Genomic DNA, 18,838 nt, shown 5'->3' with positions numbered 1-18,838 from the left:
AGCCGAAGGCGAAGCAATCCAGCTCCGTGCACGGAGCCTCTGGATTGCTTCGTCGGCTTCGCCTCCTCGCAATGACGCAACCGACACGAATCGGCCGGGGTTCGCCCCCGGCCATTGTCGTTCTGCGGAGGTGACCGCAGCGCCGTTCTTCCTCCCTCAATCTCGACCTCCTCGACGTCATCCTGAGGTGTCCGATGCGCCGCGCTTATGCGCGGCACATCGGACCTCGAAGGATGGGCCACGGTGCCCGTTGCCCTCATCCTTCGAGGCTCGCTTCGCTCGCGCCTCAGGATGACGGCGGCGCGAGGAGGCCAAAGAACAAGCCGGCTGATCCGACTCGCCGTGCCCGCGTTCGTCGCCGGCCATGACGAGGTTGAGCGATCAGTAGCCCCGGCTCCCGGCGCAGGTCTACCCGCCGTCCTCGACCTTCACCCCGCCCTGCATCCCGACGATCTTGGCCCGATAGGCTTCGGCGTCGCCGAAATCGGCGAAGCCCTGATAGTGCGGGTGCGGGCCTAATACGCGGCGGGCGTGCTTGATCGGGCACCAATACAGCTCGGTCCGCGCCGCGACCTCGCGGGCGAAGGAGATCACGCCGTTGCCGTAGGAGCAGTAGGCGCAGTTGATCTTTTCCAAGAGGTTCAGATAAGCGAGGTGGTGGCGGTCGAACACCAGATAGTCGCGGCGGCGCACTTTCGGGATCTTGTAGATCGGAAAGCAGATCGCCTGAAAGGCCATCACGCTGACATCGAGGATCACGAACGGCACGATCAGCGCGTAGATCACCGGCGCGGTGAGCACGATCCACGGATTGGCGTCGCGGATGTAGCGCGACAGCCGGATCTTGATCGCGCCGTGCAATCGCTCGACGCCCTGCTCGAACACGATCCGCTGGTTGTCCAGATGCCAGCGCAGCGCCTCGCGGCGCCTGGTCAGCTCGACCTCGATCTCGGCCTCGACCGCGCGCAGTCTGGCCATCAGATCGTCGAGGGGCGTGGGCATCGGGAGTCCTTTCGGGTGGGTCGGCGAGCGCCACCGGCGCATGGAACAGCAGCCCGCGCAACCGGATTTCCCGCGCACCGCAAAAATCACCGCCGCCCGCGTCCGGCAGGGTGTCAAAAGCCGCAAAACGCCTTAAGTTGCCGCCATGCCGAAATCCCCCTCGAAAGCCGCCGCGGCGCCCGCCGCAAACTCCCCTGCCCCGGCCGCCGCCAAGGCGCCGGGCACGGGCGATCACATCTTCCTGGTCGACGGATCGTCCTACATCTTCCGCGCCTATCACGCGCTGCCGCCGCTGACCCGCAAGTCGGACGGGCTGCAGGTCAACGCCGTGCTCGGCTTCTGCAACATGCTGTGGAAGCTGCTCCGCGAGATGCCGCCGGACAACCGGCCGACGCATCTGGCGATCATCTTCGACAAATCCGAGCACACCTTCCGCAACCAGCTCTACCCCGACTACAAGGCGCACCGGCCGCCGGCGCCGGACGATCTGATCCCGCAATTCGCCCTGATCCGCGAGGCGGTGCGGGCGTTCGACCTGCCGTGCCTCGAACAATCCGGCTTCGAGGCCGACGATCTGATCGCCACCTATGTGCGCGAGGCCTGCGAGCGCGGCGCCACGGCTACAATTGTTTCGTCCGACAAGGATTTGATGCAGCTCGTGACCGATTGCGTCACGATGTACGACACCATGAAGGACCGCCGCATCGGCATTGCCGAGGTGATCGAGAAATTCGGCGTGCCGCCCGAGAAGGTGGTCGAAGTGCAGGCGCTGGCCGGCGACAGCGTCGACAACGTGCCGGGCGTGCCCGGCATCGGCATCAAGACCGCGGCCCAACTGATCAATGAATATGGCGACCTCGACACGCTCTTGGCGCGCGCCGGCGAAATCAAGCAGCCGAAGCGGCGCGAGGCGCTGATCGAGAACGCCGAGAAGGCGCGGATCTCGCGGCAACTGGTGCTGCTCGACGACAAGGTGAAGCTCGACGTCCCGCTCGACGAACTCGCCGTGCACGAGCCCGACGCGCGAAAGCTGATCTCGTTTCTCAAGGCGATGGAATTCACCACGCTGACGCGGCGGGTCGCGGACTACTCCCAGATCGATCCGTCCGACGTCGAGGCCGAAGCCGCGCTGAAGTCTTCACCTCTCCCGCTTGCGGGGGAGGTCGGCGCGCGGAGCGCGACGGGTGGGGGCACGTCCACAGGCGGAGACCTTTTTTCGGGGCAAGTGCCCTCACCCCAACCCTCTCCCGCAGGCGGGAGAGGGAGCGCGCCGCATTCGGCGGAAGGTGGTCCTCTGAATGCCGGCCGCGGCCGCGACGGCCAGCCGGGCGAGGTGCTGTCGCCACAGATCCTCGCCGCCAAGCGCGCCGAAGCCGCGCGAAAAATTCCGGTCGATCGCACCGCATACAAGACCGTGCGCACGCGCGACGAGCTGCAGGGCTGGATCGCGCGCATCCACGACGCCGGCGCCTTCGCGGTCGATGCGATCGCGACCTCGATCGATCCGATGCAGGCGGAGCTGTGCGGCATCGCCTTGTCGCTCGGGCCGAACGACGCCTGCTACATCCCGCTCGGCCATCGTCAGACCGGCGACGGAAGCGGTCTGTTCGCCGCAGGATTGGCGCCCGACCAGCTCGGCGCGCGCGATGTGCTCGATGCGCTGCGGCCGCTGCTGGACTCCGCAGGCCTCGCCAAGATCGGCTTCAACATCAAATTCACCGCGGTGCTGCTGGCGCAGCACGGCGTCACCTTGCGTAACATCGACGATGTGCAACTGATCTCCTATGTGCTCGATGCCGGCCGCGGCAGCCACGGTCTGGATGCGCTGTCCGAAAGCAATCTCGGCCACACCCTGCACGTGCTCGGCGCATTGACCGGCAGCGGCAAGGCGAAGATCGCGTTCGATCAGGTGCCGATCGACCGCGCCACCGAATATGGCGGCGAGCGCTCCGACGTCGCACTCCGGCTGTGGCGCGTGCTGAAGCCGCGGCTGGTCGCCGAGCGGATGATGGCAGTGTACGAGACGCTGGAGCGGCCGCTGGTCGGCGTGCTGGCGCGGATGGAGCGGCGCGGCATCTCGATCGATCGCCAAGTGCTGTCGCGATTGTCCGCCGACTTCGCCCAGACCGCCGCAAGGATCGAGGCAGAGATCCGCGAACTCGCCGGCGAGGACATCAACATCGGCAGTCCGAAGCAGCTCGGCGACATCCTGTTCGGCAAGATGGGCCTGCCCGGTGGCAGCAAGACCAAGACCGGCGCGTGGTCGACCTCGGCGCAGGTGCTCGACGAGCTCGCCGAACAAGGGCACGAATTCCCGCGCAAAATTCTCGACTGGCGCCAGGTCTCGAAGCTGCGCTCGACCTACACGGACGCGCTGCCGACCTATGTGCATCCGCAGACCCAGCGCGTCCACACCACCTACGCGCTCGCCGCCACCACCACCGGGCGGCTGTCGTCGAACGAACCCAATCTGCAGAACATCCCGGTGCGCACCGAGGACGGCCGTAAAATCCGCCGCGCCTTCGTGGCGACGCCCGGCCACAGACTGGTCTCGGCCGACTACTCGCAGATCGAATTGCGCCTGCTGTCCGAAGTCGCCGATGTGCCGGCGCTGCGGAAAGCGTTTCAGGACGGCATCGACATTCATGCGATGACGGCGTCCGAAATGTTCGGCGTGCCGGTCGAGGGCATGCCGTCGGACATCCGCCGCCGTGCGAAAGCGATCAATTTCGGCATCATCTACGGCATCTCGGCGTTCGGCCTCGCCAATCAGCTCGGCATCCCGCGCGAGGAGGCCGGCGCCTATATCAAGCGCTATTTCGAGCGCTTCCCGGGCATCCGCGCCTATATGGACGAGACCCGCGATTTCTGCCGGACGCACGGCTATGTCGAGACGCTGTTCGGCCGCAAATGCCACTACCCGGACATCAAGGCCTCGAACCCGTCGATCCGCGCCTTCAACGAACGCGCCGCCATCAATGCGAGGCTGCAAGGCTCCGCCGCCGACATCATCCGCCGCGCCATGGTGCGGATGGAGGACGCGCTGGCCGAGAAGAAGCTGGCGGCGCAGATGCTGCTGCAGGTGCACGACGAACTGATCTTCGAAGTGCCAGAGGATGAAGTGACGGCGACGCTGCCGGTGGTGAGCCACGTCATGCAGGACGCGCCGTTCCCGGCCGTGATCCTCAACGTGCCGCTGCAGGTCGACGCAAGAGCCGCGGACAATTGGGACGAGGCGCATTGAGTAATGCCTTCGGCCTCTCATCGTAGCCGCTGGCTCTCCCCGCTCCGCAGCGCGCCCCCTCTCCCGCCTGCGGGAGAGGGTTGGGGTGAGGGCGAGCCGAGCACTGAGTCCGCTATCCGCTGAGAGTCAGCGTCCCCCACCCGGATCGCTGACGCGATCCGACCTCCCCCGCAAGCGGGAGAGGTTGCGCCGTGCCGGTTGCGACGACGCAATCCCAAATCGTGAATACCGCCGCTGCCCGCTGGCATCGGCCGATGCCGGCGGCTAGATTGCGGCCGGTCAACCTCAGAGAGCCCGCCCGTGTCCAAATCCGCGTCCCGCGCCCGCCTTGCCGACATCATCCGCACCCGCTCGTTCGGCCGTGGCGAGATCACGCTGGCGTCGGGGCGCAAGAGCGACTTCTATTTCAATCTGAAGCCGACGATGCTCGACCCCGAGGGCGCGGCGCTGCTGGCGGAATTGACCTATGAGGCGCTGCGCGACGAGCAGGTCGACTATATCGGCGGGCTGGAGATGGGCGCGGTGCCGCTGGCCGGCGCGATCGCGCAGCTGTCGTGGCTGAAAAACCACCCGATCGCGGCGTTTTTTGTGCGCAAGAAGCCGAAGGAGCACGGCGCCCGGCTGGCGGTCGAAGGTCTGGCGAAGGGCGAGAGCCTCGCCGGCAAGCGCTGCGTCATCGTCGAGGATGTCACCACCACCGGCGGCTCGGCCATCAAGGCGGTCGAGGCGGTGCGCGAATCCGGTGCCGAGATCGTGCTGGTGCTGACCATGGTCGACCGCGAGGAAGGCGCCACCGAAGCCTTCGCCGCAGCCGGGCTGCCGTTCCGATCGCTGTACAAGGCCAGCGAATTCCTCAATCGCTGAACACCCCGGCGCCCCGAAGAAACCGCGCGTTTACCATCCCGCACTAAAGTGAACGGGTCGCGGCCAGGCCGCAGCACGATCGCGTCGGGTGGAGTGAGCGTTGCGTCAAGCCTTTGAAATGCGGCGCCTTCGGCGCCCCGTGATGCTCGCGGCGGCGCTCGCTGTGGCAACCCCCGTGGCGCTGAGCCCGGTGCCCGCCGCAGCGCAGAACATCCTCGACATGCTGTTCGGCAGCGGCGGCCCGCAGCGGCCGCAGCAGCGCGGCGCGCCGGCGCAGGCCAATTTCTTCGCCGATCCGTTCGGGCTGAACCAGCAGGCCGCACCGCCACCGCCGCCGCGCCCGGTCGCCTCCGGCGGCGGACCGGCGTTCTGCGTGCGGCCGTGCGACGGCAAGTATTTCGCGCTGCAGGCGCGCGGCGGCATGACGGCGGCGCAGATGTGCAACGCGTTCTGCCCGGCCGGCAACGCCAAGGTCTACTATGGCAGCAATATCGACTACGCGACCGCGGCGGGCGGCCAGCGCTATGCCGACAGCGAAAACGCCTTCGCCTATCGCAAGGCGCTGAAGGCGGATTGCACCTGCAACGGCCGCGATCCCGCCGGCCTCGCGCAGATCGACCTGTCGCAGGACACCTCGCTGCGCGCCGGCGACATCGTCGCGACCGCGACCGGCCTCGCCGCCTATACGGGCGTCCGGCTCGGCGCCGAGCAGACTCCGGATTTCACCCCGGTGGCGGATTATCCCGGCCTGACCGCGCAGCTCCGCGCCCGGCTCGGCGAAATGAAGGTGGCGCCGGTGAACGATCAGTTCGTCGAAACGCCACTACCGATCGCCCGCGACGTGTCGCTGCCGGTCCCGGCGGCAGCGCAACCCGCGGTGCGCGGGCGCCGCGCGGGGGTGGATTGAGGCACAACCGTCATTCCGGGGCGCCGCGCAGCGGCGAGCCCGGAATCTCGACATTCGGGGCGCCCGGCGGTCCCGCGCAGAACAGCTCGCGATTCCGGGCTCGCTCGCTCTGCGAGCGCCCCGGAATGACCGTCCAGGGGACTACCGCCCGACGATGACGCCGATCACATTCGGCGCGGCGCGGTAGGTCTCTTCGATCCGGGCGCGGGCGGCGGCGCGATTTTCGGGCGTCAGCAGGCCACGCTTCTCGGCGAGGATCATCCAGCAATAGCCCCACCAGTCGGTCAGCATGCCGGAATCGTCGACGAGGTCGTAGCCGTGCTCGGCGGCGAAGATCCGCGCGCTCGATTCATCCAGCGTGTCGAGCCAGGCGAGATCGTCCGTCCAGAACATCTCGTCACACAGATCGTCCGGCGAATAGCCCCAGATCGACAGGCACACCGCATTGAACTCGCGGTCGAGCTGGTCGTCGTCGATCCATTGCCGCCGCGCCAGTTGATGCAGCCGCGACAGCGAGCGGGCGAAATCGGCGATCCGGGTCAGGGCCATCTGATCGAAGGCGATGGTGGACATGTAGTCCTCGCAAGTTTGGACAGGCCATAGATATTGTGGCGCCAAGCGCCGAATCAAGATGATATATCAATGGCTTGTAAAAATGTTCTTAATTTGTTCTAGACGCCCAATGCTCGGGTCGATGAGCGGGGACAATGCGCCCCGGCACCACGGTGTCTATTGCGACGCACGGGTTGCGGCGGAGCGACATACGGACCGTCGATCCGCGGTCGCGACCGCGTCAAACTCATCCGCTAGCAGTCTCCATCTCGCGCGAACGCTCGCCGTCCGGATGCCGTCGTTCAGCGCAGCTTCAGCGTCGCGGCGCCAGAACGCGAGTTGTGCACAAAACCAAGGCACAGCGCCGCAACGATGCACTCGTCATGGGTTTCGGTCCGGCGCTAATGTTTGTATGGTTTGAACTCATAAAACCCTTGTAGGATCATCATTTGCCCGCGCAGCCCGTGCCAGAGAAATTTCAGCAGCCGCCGATCGACGAACTGGCGCTGTCCGAGATCAAGAGCGCCATTCTGGCCAAGCTGACGCTTGCGATCGGCAAAGAGGCGACGCAGGCGACCAAGCACGATTGGTACAAGGCCGCGGCGCTGGCGCTGCGCGACCGCATCGTGCACCGCTGGCTGGTGTCCGAGAAGGAGAGCTACGACGCCGGCCGCAAGCGGGTGTATTACCTCTCGCTGGAATTCCTGATCGGCCGGCTGTTCACCGACGCGCTGAACAATATGGGCCTGCTGGCGCAATACGGCGCCGCGCTGGGCGACCTCGGCGTCGGCCTCAACGATTTGCGCAAATGCGAACCGGACGCGGCGCTCGGCAATGGCGGCCTCGGCCGGCTCGCCGCCTGCTTCATGGAAAGCATGGCGACGCTGGAGATCCCGGCGATCGGCTACGGCATCCGCTACGATTACGGCCTGTTCCGGCAGATCATCAATCACGGCTGGCAGCAGGAATTCCCGGACGAGTGGCTGTCGTTCGGCAACCCGTGGGAGCTGCAGCGGCCCGAGGTGGTGTATCAGGTGAAGTTCGGCGGTAGCGTCGAGCAGGTCACCGACCCCAAGGGCGTGACGCGCGCGGTCTGGACGCCGATCGAAACCGTGCAGGCGATGGCCTACGACACGCCGATCGTCGGCTGGCGCGGCGAGCACGTCAACGCGCTGCGGCTGTGGTCGGCGCGGGCGCCCGATCCGATGCTGATCGACGTCTTCAACACCGGCGACTATCTCGGCGCCACCGCCCACGAGGCGCGCGCCGAGGCGATCTGCAAATTCCTCTATCCCAACGACGAGAGCCCCGCCGGGCGCGAATTGCGGCTGCGGCAGGAATATTTCTTCGTCTCCGCCTCGCTGCAGGACCTGATCAAGCGGCATCTGGATTCGGACGGCCAGATCCGCAACCTCGCCAAGAAGGCGGCGATCCAGCTCAACGACACCCATCCCAGCCTCGCCGTCACCGAGCTGATGCGGCTGTTGATCGACGTCCATCACCTGCGCTGGGACGACGCCTGGCAGATCACCACCGCGACGCTGAGCTACACCAATCACACGCTGCTGCCCGAGGCGCTGGAGACCTGGCCGCTTGATCTGTTCGAGCGCACGCTGCCGCGGCATCTGCAGATCATCTACCGCATCAACGAGGCGCATCTGGCGCTCGCCGAGCAGCGCTGCCCCGGCGATATCGAGTTCCGCGCGTCGGTGTCGCTGATCGACGAGCGGGCCGGCCGCCGGGTCCGGATGGGGCACCTCGCCTTCATCGGCTCGCACCGCATCAACGGCGTCTCGGCGATGCATTCCGACCTGATGAAGGAGACCGTGTTCCACGATCTCAATCATCTCTATCCGGACCGCATCACCAACAAGACCAACGGCATCACCTTCCGGCGCTGGCTGACGCTGGCCAATCCGGGGCTGACCGATCTGGTGCGCTCGGCCTGCGGCGACGAGGTGCTGGACGATCCGACGAGGCTCGACCGCCTCGAAGCCTTCGCCGGCGACAGCGCGTTCCAGCAGCAGTTCCGAACCGTCAAGCACCGCAACAAGATCGCGCTGGCGCGGCTGATCAGCGAGCGCAACGGCATCCGGGTCGATCCGGGCGCGCTGTTCGACGTCCAGATCAAGCGCATCCACGAATACAAGCGGCAGCTTCTCAACGTGCTGGAGACCGTCGCGCTGTATCACGCGATCAAGGACGAGCCGAACCGCGACTGGGTGCCGCGCGTCAAGATCTTCGCCGGCAAGGCCGCGGCGAGCTATCGCTACGCCAAGCTGATCATCAAGCTGATCAACGACGTCGCCGAGGTCGTCAACAACGACGCCTCGATCGGCGGCAAGCTGAAGGTGGTGTTCCTCGCCGACTACAATGTCAGCCTGGCCGAAGTGATCATTCCCGCCGCCGATCTGTCCGAGCAGATTTCGACCGCCGGCATGGAAGCGTCCGGCACCGGCAACATGAAACTGGCGCTCAACGGCGCGCTGACGATCGGCACGCTCGACGGCGCCAATATCGAGATCCGCGATCACGTCGGCGCCGAGAATATCGCGATCTTCGGCATGGAAGCGCTCGAAGTGGTGGCGCGGCGCGCCCAGGGCCTCGACGCCAACGACGTCATCACCCGCTCGCAGCCGCTCGCCCGCGCCATCCGGGCGATCGACGCAGGCGCGTTCTCGCCCGACGATCCGGCGCGGTTCGCCTCGGTGGCGCACGCGCTGCGGCACCTCGACCACTACATGGTCAGCGCCGATTTCGACAGCTACTACGAGGCCCAGCGCGGCATCGACGCACGCTGGGCCGCCGGCCCCGCCTGGACCCGGGCCGGCATCCTCAACGTCGCGCGGATGGCCTGGTTCTCGTCGGACCGCACCATCCGCGAATACGCCGAGGACATCTGGGACGTTCCGACACGGCACGCGACGCAACCCCCGCCGGCACGGCTGGCGAAGGGGTAGCGGGGCCGAGCGGAGGTCGCAGCGCTCGCGCCAGCGCACAGCGCAACCTCTCCCGCTTGCGGGAGAGGTCGGATCGCGCAGCGATCCGGGTGAGGGAAGCTGACTTTCGGCGTCACGCGGACTCAGTGCCTGGCTCGCCCTCACCCCGGCCCTCTCCCGCAAGCGGGAGAGGGAGCAGAGGGGCGGCGTCGCATCACATGACGATCGACAGCCATTGCGCCCGGCCGCGGCGCGGGGCAAGTTGCGCCGAGAGAGCCAGACAAAAGCAAGAACAAGAAGGGAGCCACCATGGACGCCAAGGTTTTGGACGCCAGGGTTCACGACGCGCCGCATCCGTTCGACGTCGCGACGCGGGTTGAATGCGCCGACGGCCGCTGGCAGGGCGCGACCAGCGACGACTACCACGCCTTCGTCGGTCAGTTCGGCGGCGCCACCACCGCGACGCTGCTGCGCGCCTTGATGCAGCATCCCGAGCGCGCCGGCGATCCGCTGGCGCTGACGGTGAATTTCTGTGCGCCGGTCGGCAACGGCGCATTCGATCTGGCGCCGCGGCTGATCAAGGCGACCCGCTCCACGCAGCACTGGTCGATCGACCTGACGCAGCCCGAGGTCGGCGTCGCGGCGTTCGCCGCGGCCGTGTTCGCGCAGCGCCGCGAGACCTGGTCGCACCAGCCGACCGAGATGCCGCAAACGCCGCGCTATGAGGACTCCCCGGTGTATGGACGCGCCGGCGTCGCCGCCTCCTGGATCCGGCAATTCGAATTCCGCTTCGCCGAGAACGCGCCGAACTTCACCGGCACGCCACACGTGGAGCCGGCGAGCGCCCACACCAAGGTCTGGATCGGCCACGCCGTGCCGCGGGTGATCGACCTGCTGTCGCTGTCGGCGATCGCGGACGCGTTCTTCGCGCGGATCTTCCACGTCCGCGGCGAATTGCTGCCGATCGGCACGGTGTCGATGACGACGTATTTCCATGTCGACGCCGCGGACCTCGCCGCCGAGCCGATCACCGCCGTGCTCGGCGTCGCCGACGCCAACGTGTTTCACAAGAGCTTCAGCGATCAGACCGGGGAACTGTGGTCTGCCGGCGGGCGTTTGCTGGCGACCACGCATCAGATCACCTATTTCAAGGCCTGATCCAGCCGCGCCGCCATCGCGTTGTCGTCACGCGAAGCGGCTATGGCCTGCGCGTGACAACGCTCCGGCCCACTTGCCCGAAAGGCGCCGCGCATGACGCCCTCCAGCTCCGTGATCCCGCCCGATCCGAACCGCCGCGTCGCGCTGCTCGGGGTGCCGATCGAGATCGGCGCCGGGCTGCGCGGCACGCTGATGGGCCCGGCGGCGCTGCGCACCGCGGGTATCGGCCGCGTGCTCGAACAGTTGCGCATCACCGTCGAGGATCACGGCGACATGGCGCGGCCGCCACCTTGTCGCGACGCGGGTCCGACGCCGGCCAACGCCAATTATTACGACGAGGTGAAAAGCTGGGTCGGCGCGATCTCGGCGCGGGCCCATGAGCTGGCGCGTTCCGGCGCCGTGCCGCTGTTCATGGGCGGCGATCACAGCCTGTCGATGGGCTCGGTCAACGGCGTCGCGCGCTATTGGCAGACGCAGGGGCGGCCGCTGTTCGTGCTGTGGTTCGACGCCCACGCCGACTACAACACCCCGGCGACGACGCTCTCCGCCAACATGCACGGCATGTCGGCGGCGTTCCTGTGCGGCGAGCCGGGGCTCGATGCGCTGCTCGGCGACGAGCCCCGGGTGTCGATCCCGCCCGACCGGCTCGACCTGTTCGGCATCCGATCGATCGATCCGCTGGAGAAGGAATTGGTGCGCGCCCGCGCCATCCCGGTGGTCGACATGCGGGCGATCGACGAATTCGGCGTCGGCGTGCTGATCCGCCGGTTGATCGACCGCGTCCGCGCGGCGAACGGCGTGCTGCATCTGTCGTTCGATGTCGACGTGCTCGACCCTGCGGTCGCGCCCGGCGTCGGCACCACCGTGCCGGGCGGCGCGACCTATCGGGAGGCGCATCTGGTGATGGAGCTGCTGCACGACTCGGGATTGGTGCGTTCGCTCGACGTGGTCGAACTCAACCCCTTCCTCGACGAGCGCGGCCGCACCGCCCGGGTCGCGGTGGAGCTGATCGGCAGCCTGTTCGGCATGCAGATCTCCGACCGGGTGACGCCGAGCAACGCGCTGCTGCCCGAGGGGTGAGCGCCATCCCCGCGGTCGTCATTCCGGGGGGAGCGCTCTCCCCGCGCTCGTCATTCCGGGGCGCTCGCCCTTGCGAGCGAACCCGGAATCTCGCAGTTTTGGAAAAAACAGAGTCGCAGAACTCTTCGGGATCGTAAGTCTCGGGTGACCTCGGGATAGCCTAAGAGGTCTTGGGGCGGGCGTAACGAGTTCTCGGGAAGGTCGTTGGCGACCGTCGGAATCTCGTTCCCCGCCTCGTTTGGTCGGAAAGGCCGGACACCCGGACGGTAGTAAGTGCTGGCCGCACGATAGACGATCCAGGCGCCGGCCTTGCCTCGTGGAACAAGGCAGGGACATCATGACAGCCTCCCCCTCATCGGACAACATCTTCATCGGCATCGACGTCGGCGGCGCGAGCCTCGACGTGGCATGGCATCGAGGCGGTCGCGCTCATTACGCGAACCGCCCGGACGCGATCGCAGAGCTGGTTCAGCGTCTTGTCGCCGGGCCGCAGTTGACGCGGATCGCGGTCGAACCGACCGGCGGCTACGAGAAGCCGCTGGTCAAGGCGCTGCGCCAAGCGGGTCTGCCGGTCGAGATTGTGCACACCTCGCGGTTTGCGGCGTATCGCACGTTGATCGGTCAGAAGGCCAAATCGGATACGTCGGACGCGCGCCTGCTCGCTGCCTATGCGGCGAGTCCCGACGAAATCCGTGGTCGCAAGTCCGATCACGTCGAACTCGAGGAAAATCCAGTCCGAGAGGCGCTTCATGAATGCGCCAGCCGCCGTGACCAACTCAAACAGATGATCCACGCCGAGAGTTGCCGGCTGGCGACGACGCGGCTCGCCGAGATCCGGCAGGCGATCGAGCAGCACCTCGACATGCTTCGGGCCGAAGACAAACTGCTCCAGCAGAGGATGCAGACCCTGCTCCGCCAGAGCGCCGACCTGATCGCGGCCCAACGCCTCCTCACCACCATCAAGGGCATCGGCGTCACCTCGGCGACGACCCTGATCGCCATGGTGCCCGAGCTCGGCCGGGTCGACAACAAAGCCGCCGCAGCGCTGGTCGGCGTGGCGCCGTTCGTTCGCCAAAGCGGTACGATGACCGCTCCGGCCCGCATCCGCGGCGGCCGCGCGGCCGTCCGACACATCCTCTACATGGCGGCCGTCGCCGCCAGCCGGCACAACAAAATCCTGCGACCGTTCTACGAACGCCTGATCGCCGACGGCAAGCCAGTGAAGGTTGCGCTCATCGCCGTGCTCCGCCGGCTCGTCGTGTTCGCCAATGCCGTTCTGAGGTCCGGACAGCCATGGAAAGGCGCATCACTGACTTGACAGGAGACACGGTAGATTCCGGGTTCGCGCAGCGTTGCTGCGCGCCCCGGAATGACCGCTGTGGATCGGGCGTGTCTGGCGCATTGCGCCACTTTCGGCTAAACGCGCCGCAGCATTTTCCTCGCCCTGTGAGCCCATGATCCGTCTCGACAACATCTCCAAGCAGAACGGCCACCAGATCCTCTATATCGAGGCCTCCGCGACGCTGCTGCGCGGCGAGAAGATCGGCCTGGTCGGGCCCAACGGCTCCGGCAAGACCACGCTGTTCCGGATGATCAAGGGCACCGAGACCCCCGACGAGGGCCAGGTGTCGGTCGATCGCGGCCTGACCATCGGCTATTTCAGCCAGGACGTCGGCGAAATGGCCGGGCGCAGCGCCGTCGCCGAGGTGATGGAGGGCGCCGGGCCGGTCAGCGAGGTCGCCACTGAATTGGCCGAACTCGAACATGCGCTGGCCGATCCCGACAGGGCCGACGAGATGGAGCAGATCCTCGAACGCTACGGCGAGGTGCAGCACCGCTTCGAGGAGCTCGACGGCTACGCGCTGGAGGGCCGCGCCCGCGAAGTGCTGGCCGGCCTGTCGTTCACCCAGGAGATGATGGACGGCGACGTCGGCAAGCTCTCCGGCGGCTGGAAGATGCGCGTGGCGCTGGCGCGGATTCTGTTGATGCGACCCGACGTGATGCTGCTCGACGAACCGTCGAACCATCTCGACATCGAAAGCCTGATCTGGCTCGAACAGTTCCTGCGCGGCTTCGAGGGCGCGCTGCTGATGACCTCGCATGATCGCGAGTTCATGAACCGCATCGTCAACAAGATCATCGAGATCGATGCCGGCACGCTGACCAGCTATTCGGGCAATTACGAGTTCTACGAACAGCAGCGCGCGCTCGCCGACAAGCAGCAGCAGGCGCAGTTCGAGCGCCAGCAGGCGATGCTGGCGAAAGAGGTCGCCTTCATCGAACGCTTCAAGGCGCGCGCCTCGCACGCCGCCCAGGTGCAGAGCCGGGTCAAGAAGCTCGACAAGATCGAGAAGGTCGAACCGCCGCGCCGCCGCCAGACCATCGCGTTCGATTTCCTGCCGGCGCCGCGCTCCGGCGAGGACGTCGTCAGCCTCAAGCGCGTTCACAAGCGCTACGGCAGCCGCGTGATTTATGACGGACTCGATTTCCAGATCCAGCGCCGCGAGCGCTGGTGCGTGATGGGCATCAACGGCGCCGGCAAGTCGACGCTGCTGAAGCTCGTCACCGGCTCGACGACGCCGGACGACGGCACCGTGGCGATCGGCGGCAGCGTCAAGATGGGCTACTTCGCCCAGCACGCGATGGACCTGATCGACGGCGAACTCACCGTGTTCGCCTCGCTGGAAGAATGGTTTCCGCAAGCCGGGCAAGGCTCGCTCCGCGCGCTCGCCGGCTGTTTCGGCTTTTCCGGTGACGACGTCGAGAAGAAGTGCCGGGTGCTGTCCGGCGGCGAGAAGGCGCGGCTGGTGATGGCGAAGATGCTGTACGATCCGCCGAACTTCCTGGTGCTCGACGAGCCGACCAACCATCTCGACATCGCCACCAAGGAAATGCTGATCAAGGCGCTCGCCGAGTACGAGGGCACCATGCTGTTCGTCTCGCACGACCGGCATTTCCTCGGCGCGCTGTCGAACCGCGTGCTGGAACTGACCCCCGACGGCATCCACAAATACGGCGGTGGCTACACCGAATACGTGGCGCGAACCGGCCACGAGGCGCCGGGGCTGCATAGTTAGGTATCAGTAGGGTAGCTCTCCGCTTGCGGCGCTGCCACCTCTCCCGCTTGCGGGAGAGGTCGGATCGCGCAGCGATCCGGGTGAGGGCACTCCTCTCCGCGAGTCGCAAACTCACTGCACGGGGCGCCCTCACCCCAACCCTCTCCCGCAGGCGGGAGAGGGGGCGCGCTGCGGTCGGGGTGGCGCTTACTTCAAGACGCTTACTTCAACAAAACGCGAGAGCGGCTCAGAACAGAGGCTTCATCTGCGCGACCTTGATCGGGCCGAGCATCACGGCGCCGTCGACGAAGCGCAGCGGGACGGCGCGGGCGGGGCGGCCTTCGAGGGTGGCTTCCTGGCCGAGCGCGTTGATGCCGGCGGCGACGCCGACATTGGCGTTCTGGCGCACCACACGGCCGAGGCCGGGGATGGCGCGGTCGAGCGCGCCGAGCACGTTGTTGACGTCGTTGGCGCGCACGCCCGGCGCGAGGCGATCGAGCGTCGATTGCGACACGCCCTGTTCCAGCACCTTGTCGATGCCGAGCTTGGGGATCACCTGGTCGAGCCCCGCGACTACCATCTGCAATTCGCCGTCGACATTCCCCGCCGGGGTCAGCCCGAGCGCACCGATCGCAGTCGCGATCATCCCGCCCTGCTGAATCCGCGCCTGAGTGATTTCGATCCGGCCGCCGGCGGCCTGCAATTCGCGGAAGCGCTCCGGCCACGGCTTGGGGCGAAAATCCTTCAGCCCGCTCAGCGTCACGCGTAGATTCGCGTCGAACAGCTCGGCGAGCAGCGGATGCAGCTCCTGAATGCTGGCGCCCTCGAAGCGGAAATCGGTCTCGATCCGCTGCTGATCGGGCGCTGGGCCTTCGACCTGCCGCGCATGCATTTCGGCGTGGCGGGCGCGGGCCAGCGGCGTCTGCGTCGCGCCATCGACGCGGTCGAGCGCCGGCGCATCGAACACCAGTGCGACACGCTGCGGCGGCCCGGGCAGGCCGGCGACGCTGCTGCGCGCGGTGGCCCAGTTCAGCACCATCGAGGTCGGCCGGCCGCGATCGGCGAAGCTCGCCGGGCCCTTGAACTCGGCGATCAACAGGCGCGGATCGTAGATCTGCGCCACCACCAGGATCTCGCCGAGCTTCGCCGTCAGCGGCGTCCGGCTCGCCACCTGTTCGGCGGTCTGCGAGGTCAGCGCGACGCTGGCGTCGGTGCAGCGCACTTCGAGCCGGAACGGGAAGCCGGCGACGGTGCGGTCGCCGCACTCATAGACCCGGCCGGCGGCTGCCTCGCGCGCGCGCCAATTGTCGACGATGCGGTCGACCTGCGACGCAGAGACGAACCAGAACAGGCTCCAGCCGATCGCGGCGATCAGCAGCAGCGTCGGCATCAGGTACAACGGCCACAGCCGGCGGCGGGTGGTCGGGGGAATGTCAGTCATGGAGCCTACTTAGAGTGTGCGCCTGAAAAGGCAAATTCGAGGGAAAGCTCGCCGGGCGCGCCATGCCGGAACCGTGCAGCGGATCAGCTGCGAAATCGCTGACATCCGCATGGCTCTTGGGGTACAGACGGAATTTGTCATTAGAGCGATAGCCTGCCGTCATGTCCGCCAAGACCTTGTCCGATTCCGATCTGTCCGACGGCGATTTGTGGGTGTTCGGCTATGGTTCGCTGATGTGGAGCCCCGGCTTCGCCTTCGTCGAGCAGGTGCCGGCCCGGCTGATCGGCGAGCACCGAGCGCTGTGCGTGTATTCCTTCGTGCATCGCGGCACGCCGGAACAGCCGGGGCTGGTGCTCGGGCTCGACCGCGGCGGCGCCTGCCGCGGCATCGCCTTCCGGGTCGCTGACGAACACCGGATGCGGACGGTGGCGTATTTGCGTGAGCGCGAGCAGGTCACCAGCGTGTATCGCGAGGTCAAGCGCTCGGTCTGGCTGGGCGACGATGCGCGGCGGCGGATCAGCGCGCTCACTTACGTGGTCGATCGCGGCCATGCGCAATATGCCGGCCGGCTGACGCCAGCGGAACAGCTCCGGCTGGTGCGGCAGGGCCACGGCCGCTCCGGGGCGAACCGCGACTACGTGCTGTCGACGGTGCGCTCGCTGGAAGGCCAGGGCTGCCGCGATCCGCATCTGCACCGCCTCGCCGAGGGGCTACGCGACGACGCGCCGGTGCATCGCTGACCAGCAGCCGGCACGGCGCACTTCTCCCGCTTGCGGGGGAGGTCGGATCGCGCAAGCGATCCGGGTGGGGGAAGGGCTCTCGGCGAATCGCAGAGACCGTGCTCGGCTCGCCCTCACCCCAGCCCTCTCCCGCAAGCGGGAGAGGGGGCAGGCTGCGGCTTGTTGTGGCGTGGATTACTGATTGCCGATATTGCGCTTGGCCACTGTCGGTGCGGCAGCCGGGACGTTCGCGCTCGGCACCCGACCGAACAGCTCGGCCTGCTCCTTGCGACCGGCTTCGATCAGCCGGTTGCTGGCTGTCTCGATCAGCTCGCTGACGGTGTCGATGAATTCCCGCCGCGTCAGGCCGACCGGCAAGGGATCGAGAAATTCGACGACGATCGTGCCCGGGTAGCGCATGAACTGGCGGCGCGGCCAGAACAGTCCGGAATTCAGCGCCACCGGCAGGCACGGCACGTCGCAGTCGACATAGATCTGGGCGACGCCGGCCTTGTAGTGCGGCGGCGCGCCGACCGCGGTGCGGGTGCCTTCCGGGAAGATGATCAATTGCCGGCCGCGATTGACCTCCTCGCTGGCGCGGCGCGCCATCTCCATCAGAATGCGTCCGCCCTTCTTGCGGTTGATCGCGATCATGTCGGCCTTGATCAGAAACCAGCCGAAGAACGGAATCCAGGTCAGTTCGCGCTTCAAGATGTACAGCGGCGCGTCGAAGAACTGCAGCAACGCGAAGGTCTCCCACATCGACTGATGCTTGGGCGCGACGATCAGCGGGCCCTGCGGGATCTTCTCGAGGCCGCGGAATTCGACCCTGGTGTTGCAGACGACACGCATCAGCCAGATGCTGCTCCGGCCCCACAGCTTGGCGACCCCGATCAGCGCGCGGCGCGGCAGCACGAAGGTCGGCACCGCGACCAGAATCCAGAACACCAGCAGCAGATAGAACAGCACGTTGAAAATCAACGAACGGACGAAAATGCTCGTCATCGAAACGATCCGGTCAGTTGGCGAGCGCCGTCGCCGGTTTGTGGGCCACCGACTCGGGCGACTGCTCGGCGGCTTCGGGCATGATGTCGATGCCCAGTCGCGCCAGCCGCACCCGCGCTTCGACGGCGACGTATTTGGCGTATTCGGATAGCAGCAGCCGCAGCGTCGCGCCACTGCTCCACCACGCCTCGTCGCGCCACTTCTCGCCGATCACCGAGAACGGGATCAGCTCGATGTCCGGCATTGCGTGCGACATTTCGGCAATCGCGCGCGGCATGTGGTAATTCGAGGTGACGACGATCAGCGAGCGGAAGCCGCGCTCGTGCGCCCAGCGCCTCGTTTCGGCGGCGTTGCTGCGGGTGTTGAAGGCGGAGCGGTCGAGATCGACGCAACAGCCGAGCCAGTCCTTGCTGTCCGGCACCGAGCGCGAGATCTCGCTGGCGCCGCTCGTCCTGTGCACGCCGGAGATCAGCAGCCGCTTGCCGTAGCCCGAGGCGAGCAGGTCGACGGCATCCGATACCCGCGACGACCCGCCGGTCAGGACCACGATGCCGTCGGCGGCTCGGGACGGTCTGGATTCCTCGACGCGGAGCTGCAGCAGGAAGGCGGCGAAGCCGCCGACCCCGAGCACGCCGAGCCCCAGCACCGCCGCGACCGCCGCGCGCACGAATCCGAATCGGCGCATCGGTCTGGCCTGGCGTTGGTCGGACGGAAACTGGGCAGGACGCGGATCCATCGGATGCCGATATACCTCGATTGCGGGCCGCCGGTGCGGCTTCTTTCGGCGCACGCGCTGGCCGGAAACGACCGGACTCTAATGGGTTTTCCGGCGAAAGGGAGTCCGCCGGGCGTCCGAATTGGGTCCGGCCGG

General features: G+C 67.0%; 14 protein-coding genes. 9 read left to right on the top strand and 5 right to left on the bottom strand.

The window, feature by feature from the left end; genetic code table 11:
• Positions 1 to 408: 408 nt before the first annotated feature.
• The gene (locus RPB_RS04315) at positions 409 to 1,002 is read right to left on the bottom strand and encodes a hypothetical protein (RefSeq protein WP_011439749.1); all 594 of its coding nucleotides are present in this window, start codon (positions 1,000 to 1,002) and stop codon (positions 409 to 411) included.
• Positions 1,003 to 1,147: 145 nt separating this feature from the next.
• On the opposite strand from RPB_RS04315, the gene polA reads away from it, so the two are divergent.
• The 3 genes from polA to RPB_RS04300 all read left to right on the top strand — a co-directional run bounded on the left by polA (position 1,148) and on the right by RPB_RS04300 (position 6,017).
• A complete protein-coding gene (polA, locus tag RPB_RS04310; RefSeq protein WP_011439748.1) occupies positions 1,148 to 4,246 on the top strand; it encodes a DNA polymerase I in 3,099 nt (1,032 codons plus the stop codon).
• Positions 4,247 to 4,546: 300 nt separating this feature from the next.
• Positions 4,547 to 5,110: an orotate phosphoribosyltransferase gene (gene pyrE, locus RPB_RS04305; protein WP_011439747.1), complete on the top strand. Its 564-nt coding sequence runs from the start codon at positions 4,547 to 4,549 to the stop codon at positions 5,108 to 5,110.
• A 100-nt stretch (positions 5,111 to 5,210) separates the two neighbouring features.
• Positions 5,211 to 6,017, top strand: coding sequence for a DUF2865 domain-containing protein (locus tag RPB_RS04300; RefSeq protein WP_011439746.1), 807 nt, complete (start codon positions 5,211 to 5,213; stop codon positions 6,015 to 6,017).
• 141 nt (positions 6,018 to 6,158) lie between these two features.
• Here the strand turns inward: RPB_RS04300 and RPB_RS04295 are convergent, their stop codons facing one another.
• Positions 6,159 to 6,590 carry a hypothetical protein gene (locus tag RPB_RS04295; protein WP_011439745.1) on the bottom strand — a complete coding sequence of 144 codons (432 nt, stop codon included), beginning with the start codon at positions 6,588 to 6,590 and terminating at the stop codon, positions 6,159 to 6,161.
• Positions 6,591 to 7,018: 428 nt separating this feature from the next.
• On the opposite strand from RPB_RS04295, the gene RPB_RS04290 reads away from it, so the two are divergent.
• From RPB_RS04290 to RPB_RS04270, 5 genes are all read left to right on the top strand, one after another.
• Positions 7,019 to 9,529, top strand: coding sequence for a glycogen/starch/alpha-glucan phosphorylase (locus tag RPB_RS04290; protein WP_011439744.1), 2,511 nt, complete (start codon positions 7,019 to 7,021; stop codon positions 9,527 to 9,529).
• A 288-nt stretch (positions 9,530 to 9,817) separates the two neighbouring features.
• A complete protein-coding gene (locus tag RPB_RS04285; protein ID WP_011439743.1) occupies positions 9,818 to 10,666 on the top strand; it encodes an acyl-CoA thioesterase in 849 nt (282 codons plus the stop codon).
• Between the two features lie 93 nt (positions 10,667 to 10,759).
• Positions 10,760 to 11,746, top strand: coding sequence for an arginase (gene rocF / locus RPB_RS04280; protein WP_011439742.1), 987 nt, complete (start codon positions 10,760 to 10,762; stop codon positions 11,744 to 11,746).
• A 337-nt stretch (positions 11,747 to 12,083) separates the two neighbouring features.
• Entirely contained in the window at positions 12,084 to 13,064 is a 981-nt protein-coding gene (locus RPB_RS04275) for an IS110 family transposase (protein ID WP_011439741.1), read from the top strand.
• Positions 13,065 to 13,200: 136 nt separating this feature from the next.
• Positions 13,201 to 14,823: an ABC-F family ATP-binding cassette domain-containing protein gene (locus RPB_RS04270; RefSeq protein ID WP_011439740.1), complete on the top strand. Its 1,623-nt coding sequence runs from the start codon at positions 13,201 to 13,203 to the stop codon at positions 14,821 to 14,823.
• A gap of 226 nt (positions 14,824 to 15,049) precedes the next feature.
• Here RPB_RS04270 and RPB_RS04265 read toward each other — a convergent pair whose 3' ends face one another.
• Positions 15,050 to 16,243: a DUF2125 domain-containing protein gene (locus tag RPB_RS04265; RefSeq protein ID WP_011439739.1), complete on the bottom strand. Its 1,194-nt coding sequence runs from the start codon at positions 16,241 to 16,243 to the stop codon at positions 15,050 to 15,052.
• 161 nt (positions 16,244 to 16,404) lie between these two features.
• Between RPB_RS04265 and RPB_RS04260 the strand changes: the two genes are divergently transcribed.
• Entirely contained in the window at positions 16,405 to 16,983 is a 579-nt protein-coding gene (locus RPB_RS04260) for a gamma-glutamylcyclotransferase (protein WP_011439738.1), read from the top strand.
• 174 nt (positions 16,984 to 17,157) lie between these two features.
• Here RPB_RS04260 and RPB_RS04255 read toward each other — a convergent pair whose 3' ends face one another.
• Both RPB_RS04255 and RPB_RS04250 read right to left on the bottom strand, forming a co-directional pair.
• Complete coding sequence (locus tag RPB_RS04255) at positions 17,158 to 17,967, bottom strand: lysophospholipid acyltransferase family protein (protein WP_011439737.1); 810 nt, start codon at positions 17,965 to 17,967, stop codon at positions 17,158 to 17,160.
• Positions 17,968 to 17,980: 13 nt separating this feature from the next.
• Positions 17,981 to 18,652 carry a YdcF family protein gene (locus tag RPB_RS04250; protein ID WP_245258308.1) on the bottom strand — a complete coding sequence of 224 codons (672 nt, stop codon included), beginning with the start codon at positions 18,650 to 18,652 and terminating at the stop codon, positions 17,981 to 17,983.
• Positions 18,653 to 18,838: the final 186 nt, after the last annotated feature.

This window comes from Rhodopseudomonas palustris HaA2 (assembly GCF_000013365.1).
Taxonomy (GTDB): Bacteria; Pseudomonadota; Alphaproteobacteria; order Rhizobiales; family Xanthobacteraceae; genus Rhodopseudomonas; species Rhodopseudomonas palustris_J.
Note: the sequence above shows the minus strand (reverse complement) of the source record. Positions and strands in the feature narration are given on the sequence as shown.

Excerpts from the sequence above, each read along its gene's own strand:
- RPB_RS04315 (WP_011439749.1), bottom strand. The coding sequence starts at position 1,002 with ATGCCCACGCCCCTCGACGATCTGATGGCCAGACTGCGCGCGGTCGAG.
- polA (WP_011439748.1), top strand. The coding sequence starts at position 1,148 with ATGCCGAAATCCCCCTCGAAAGCCGCCGCGGCGCCCGCCGCAAACTCC.
- RPB_RS04295 (WP_011439745.1), bottom strand. The coding sequence starts at position 6,590 with ATGTCCACCATCGCCTTCGATCAGATGGCCCTGACCCGGATCGCCGAT.
- RPB_RS04285 (WP_011439743.1), top strand. The coding sequence starts at position 9,818 with ATGGACGCCAAGGTTTTGGACGCCAGGGTTCACGACGCGCCGCATCCG.
- rocF (WP_011439742.1), top strand. The coding sequence starts at position 10,760 with ATGACGCCCTCCAGCTCCGTGATCCCGCCCGATCCGAACCGCCGCGTC.
- RPB_RS04275 (WP_011439741.1), top strand. The coding sequence starts at position 12,084 with ATGACAGCCTCCCCCTCATCGGACAACATCTTCATCGGCATCGACGTC.
- RPB_RS04270 (WP_011439740.1), top strand. The coding sequence starts at position 13,201 with ATGATCCGTCTCGACAACATCTCCAAGCAGAACGGCCACCAGATCCTC.
- RPB_RS04265 (WP_011439739.1), bottom strand. The coding sequence starts at position 16,243 with ATGACTGACATTCCCCCGACCACCCGCCGCCGGCTGTGGCCGTTGTAC.
- RPB_RS04260 (WP_011439738.1), top strand. The coding sequence starts at position 16,405 with ATGTCCGCCAAGACCTTGTCCGATTCCGATCTGTCCGACGGCGATTTG.
- RPB_RS04255 (WP_011439737.1), bottom strand. The coding sequence starts at position 17,967 with ATGACGAGCATTTTCGTCCGTTCGTTGATTTTCAACGTGCTGTTCTAT.
- RPB_RS04250 (WP_245258308.1), bottom strand. The coding sequence starts at position 18,652 with ATGCGCCGATTCGGATTCGTGCGCGCGGCGGTCGCGGCGGTGCTGGGG.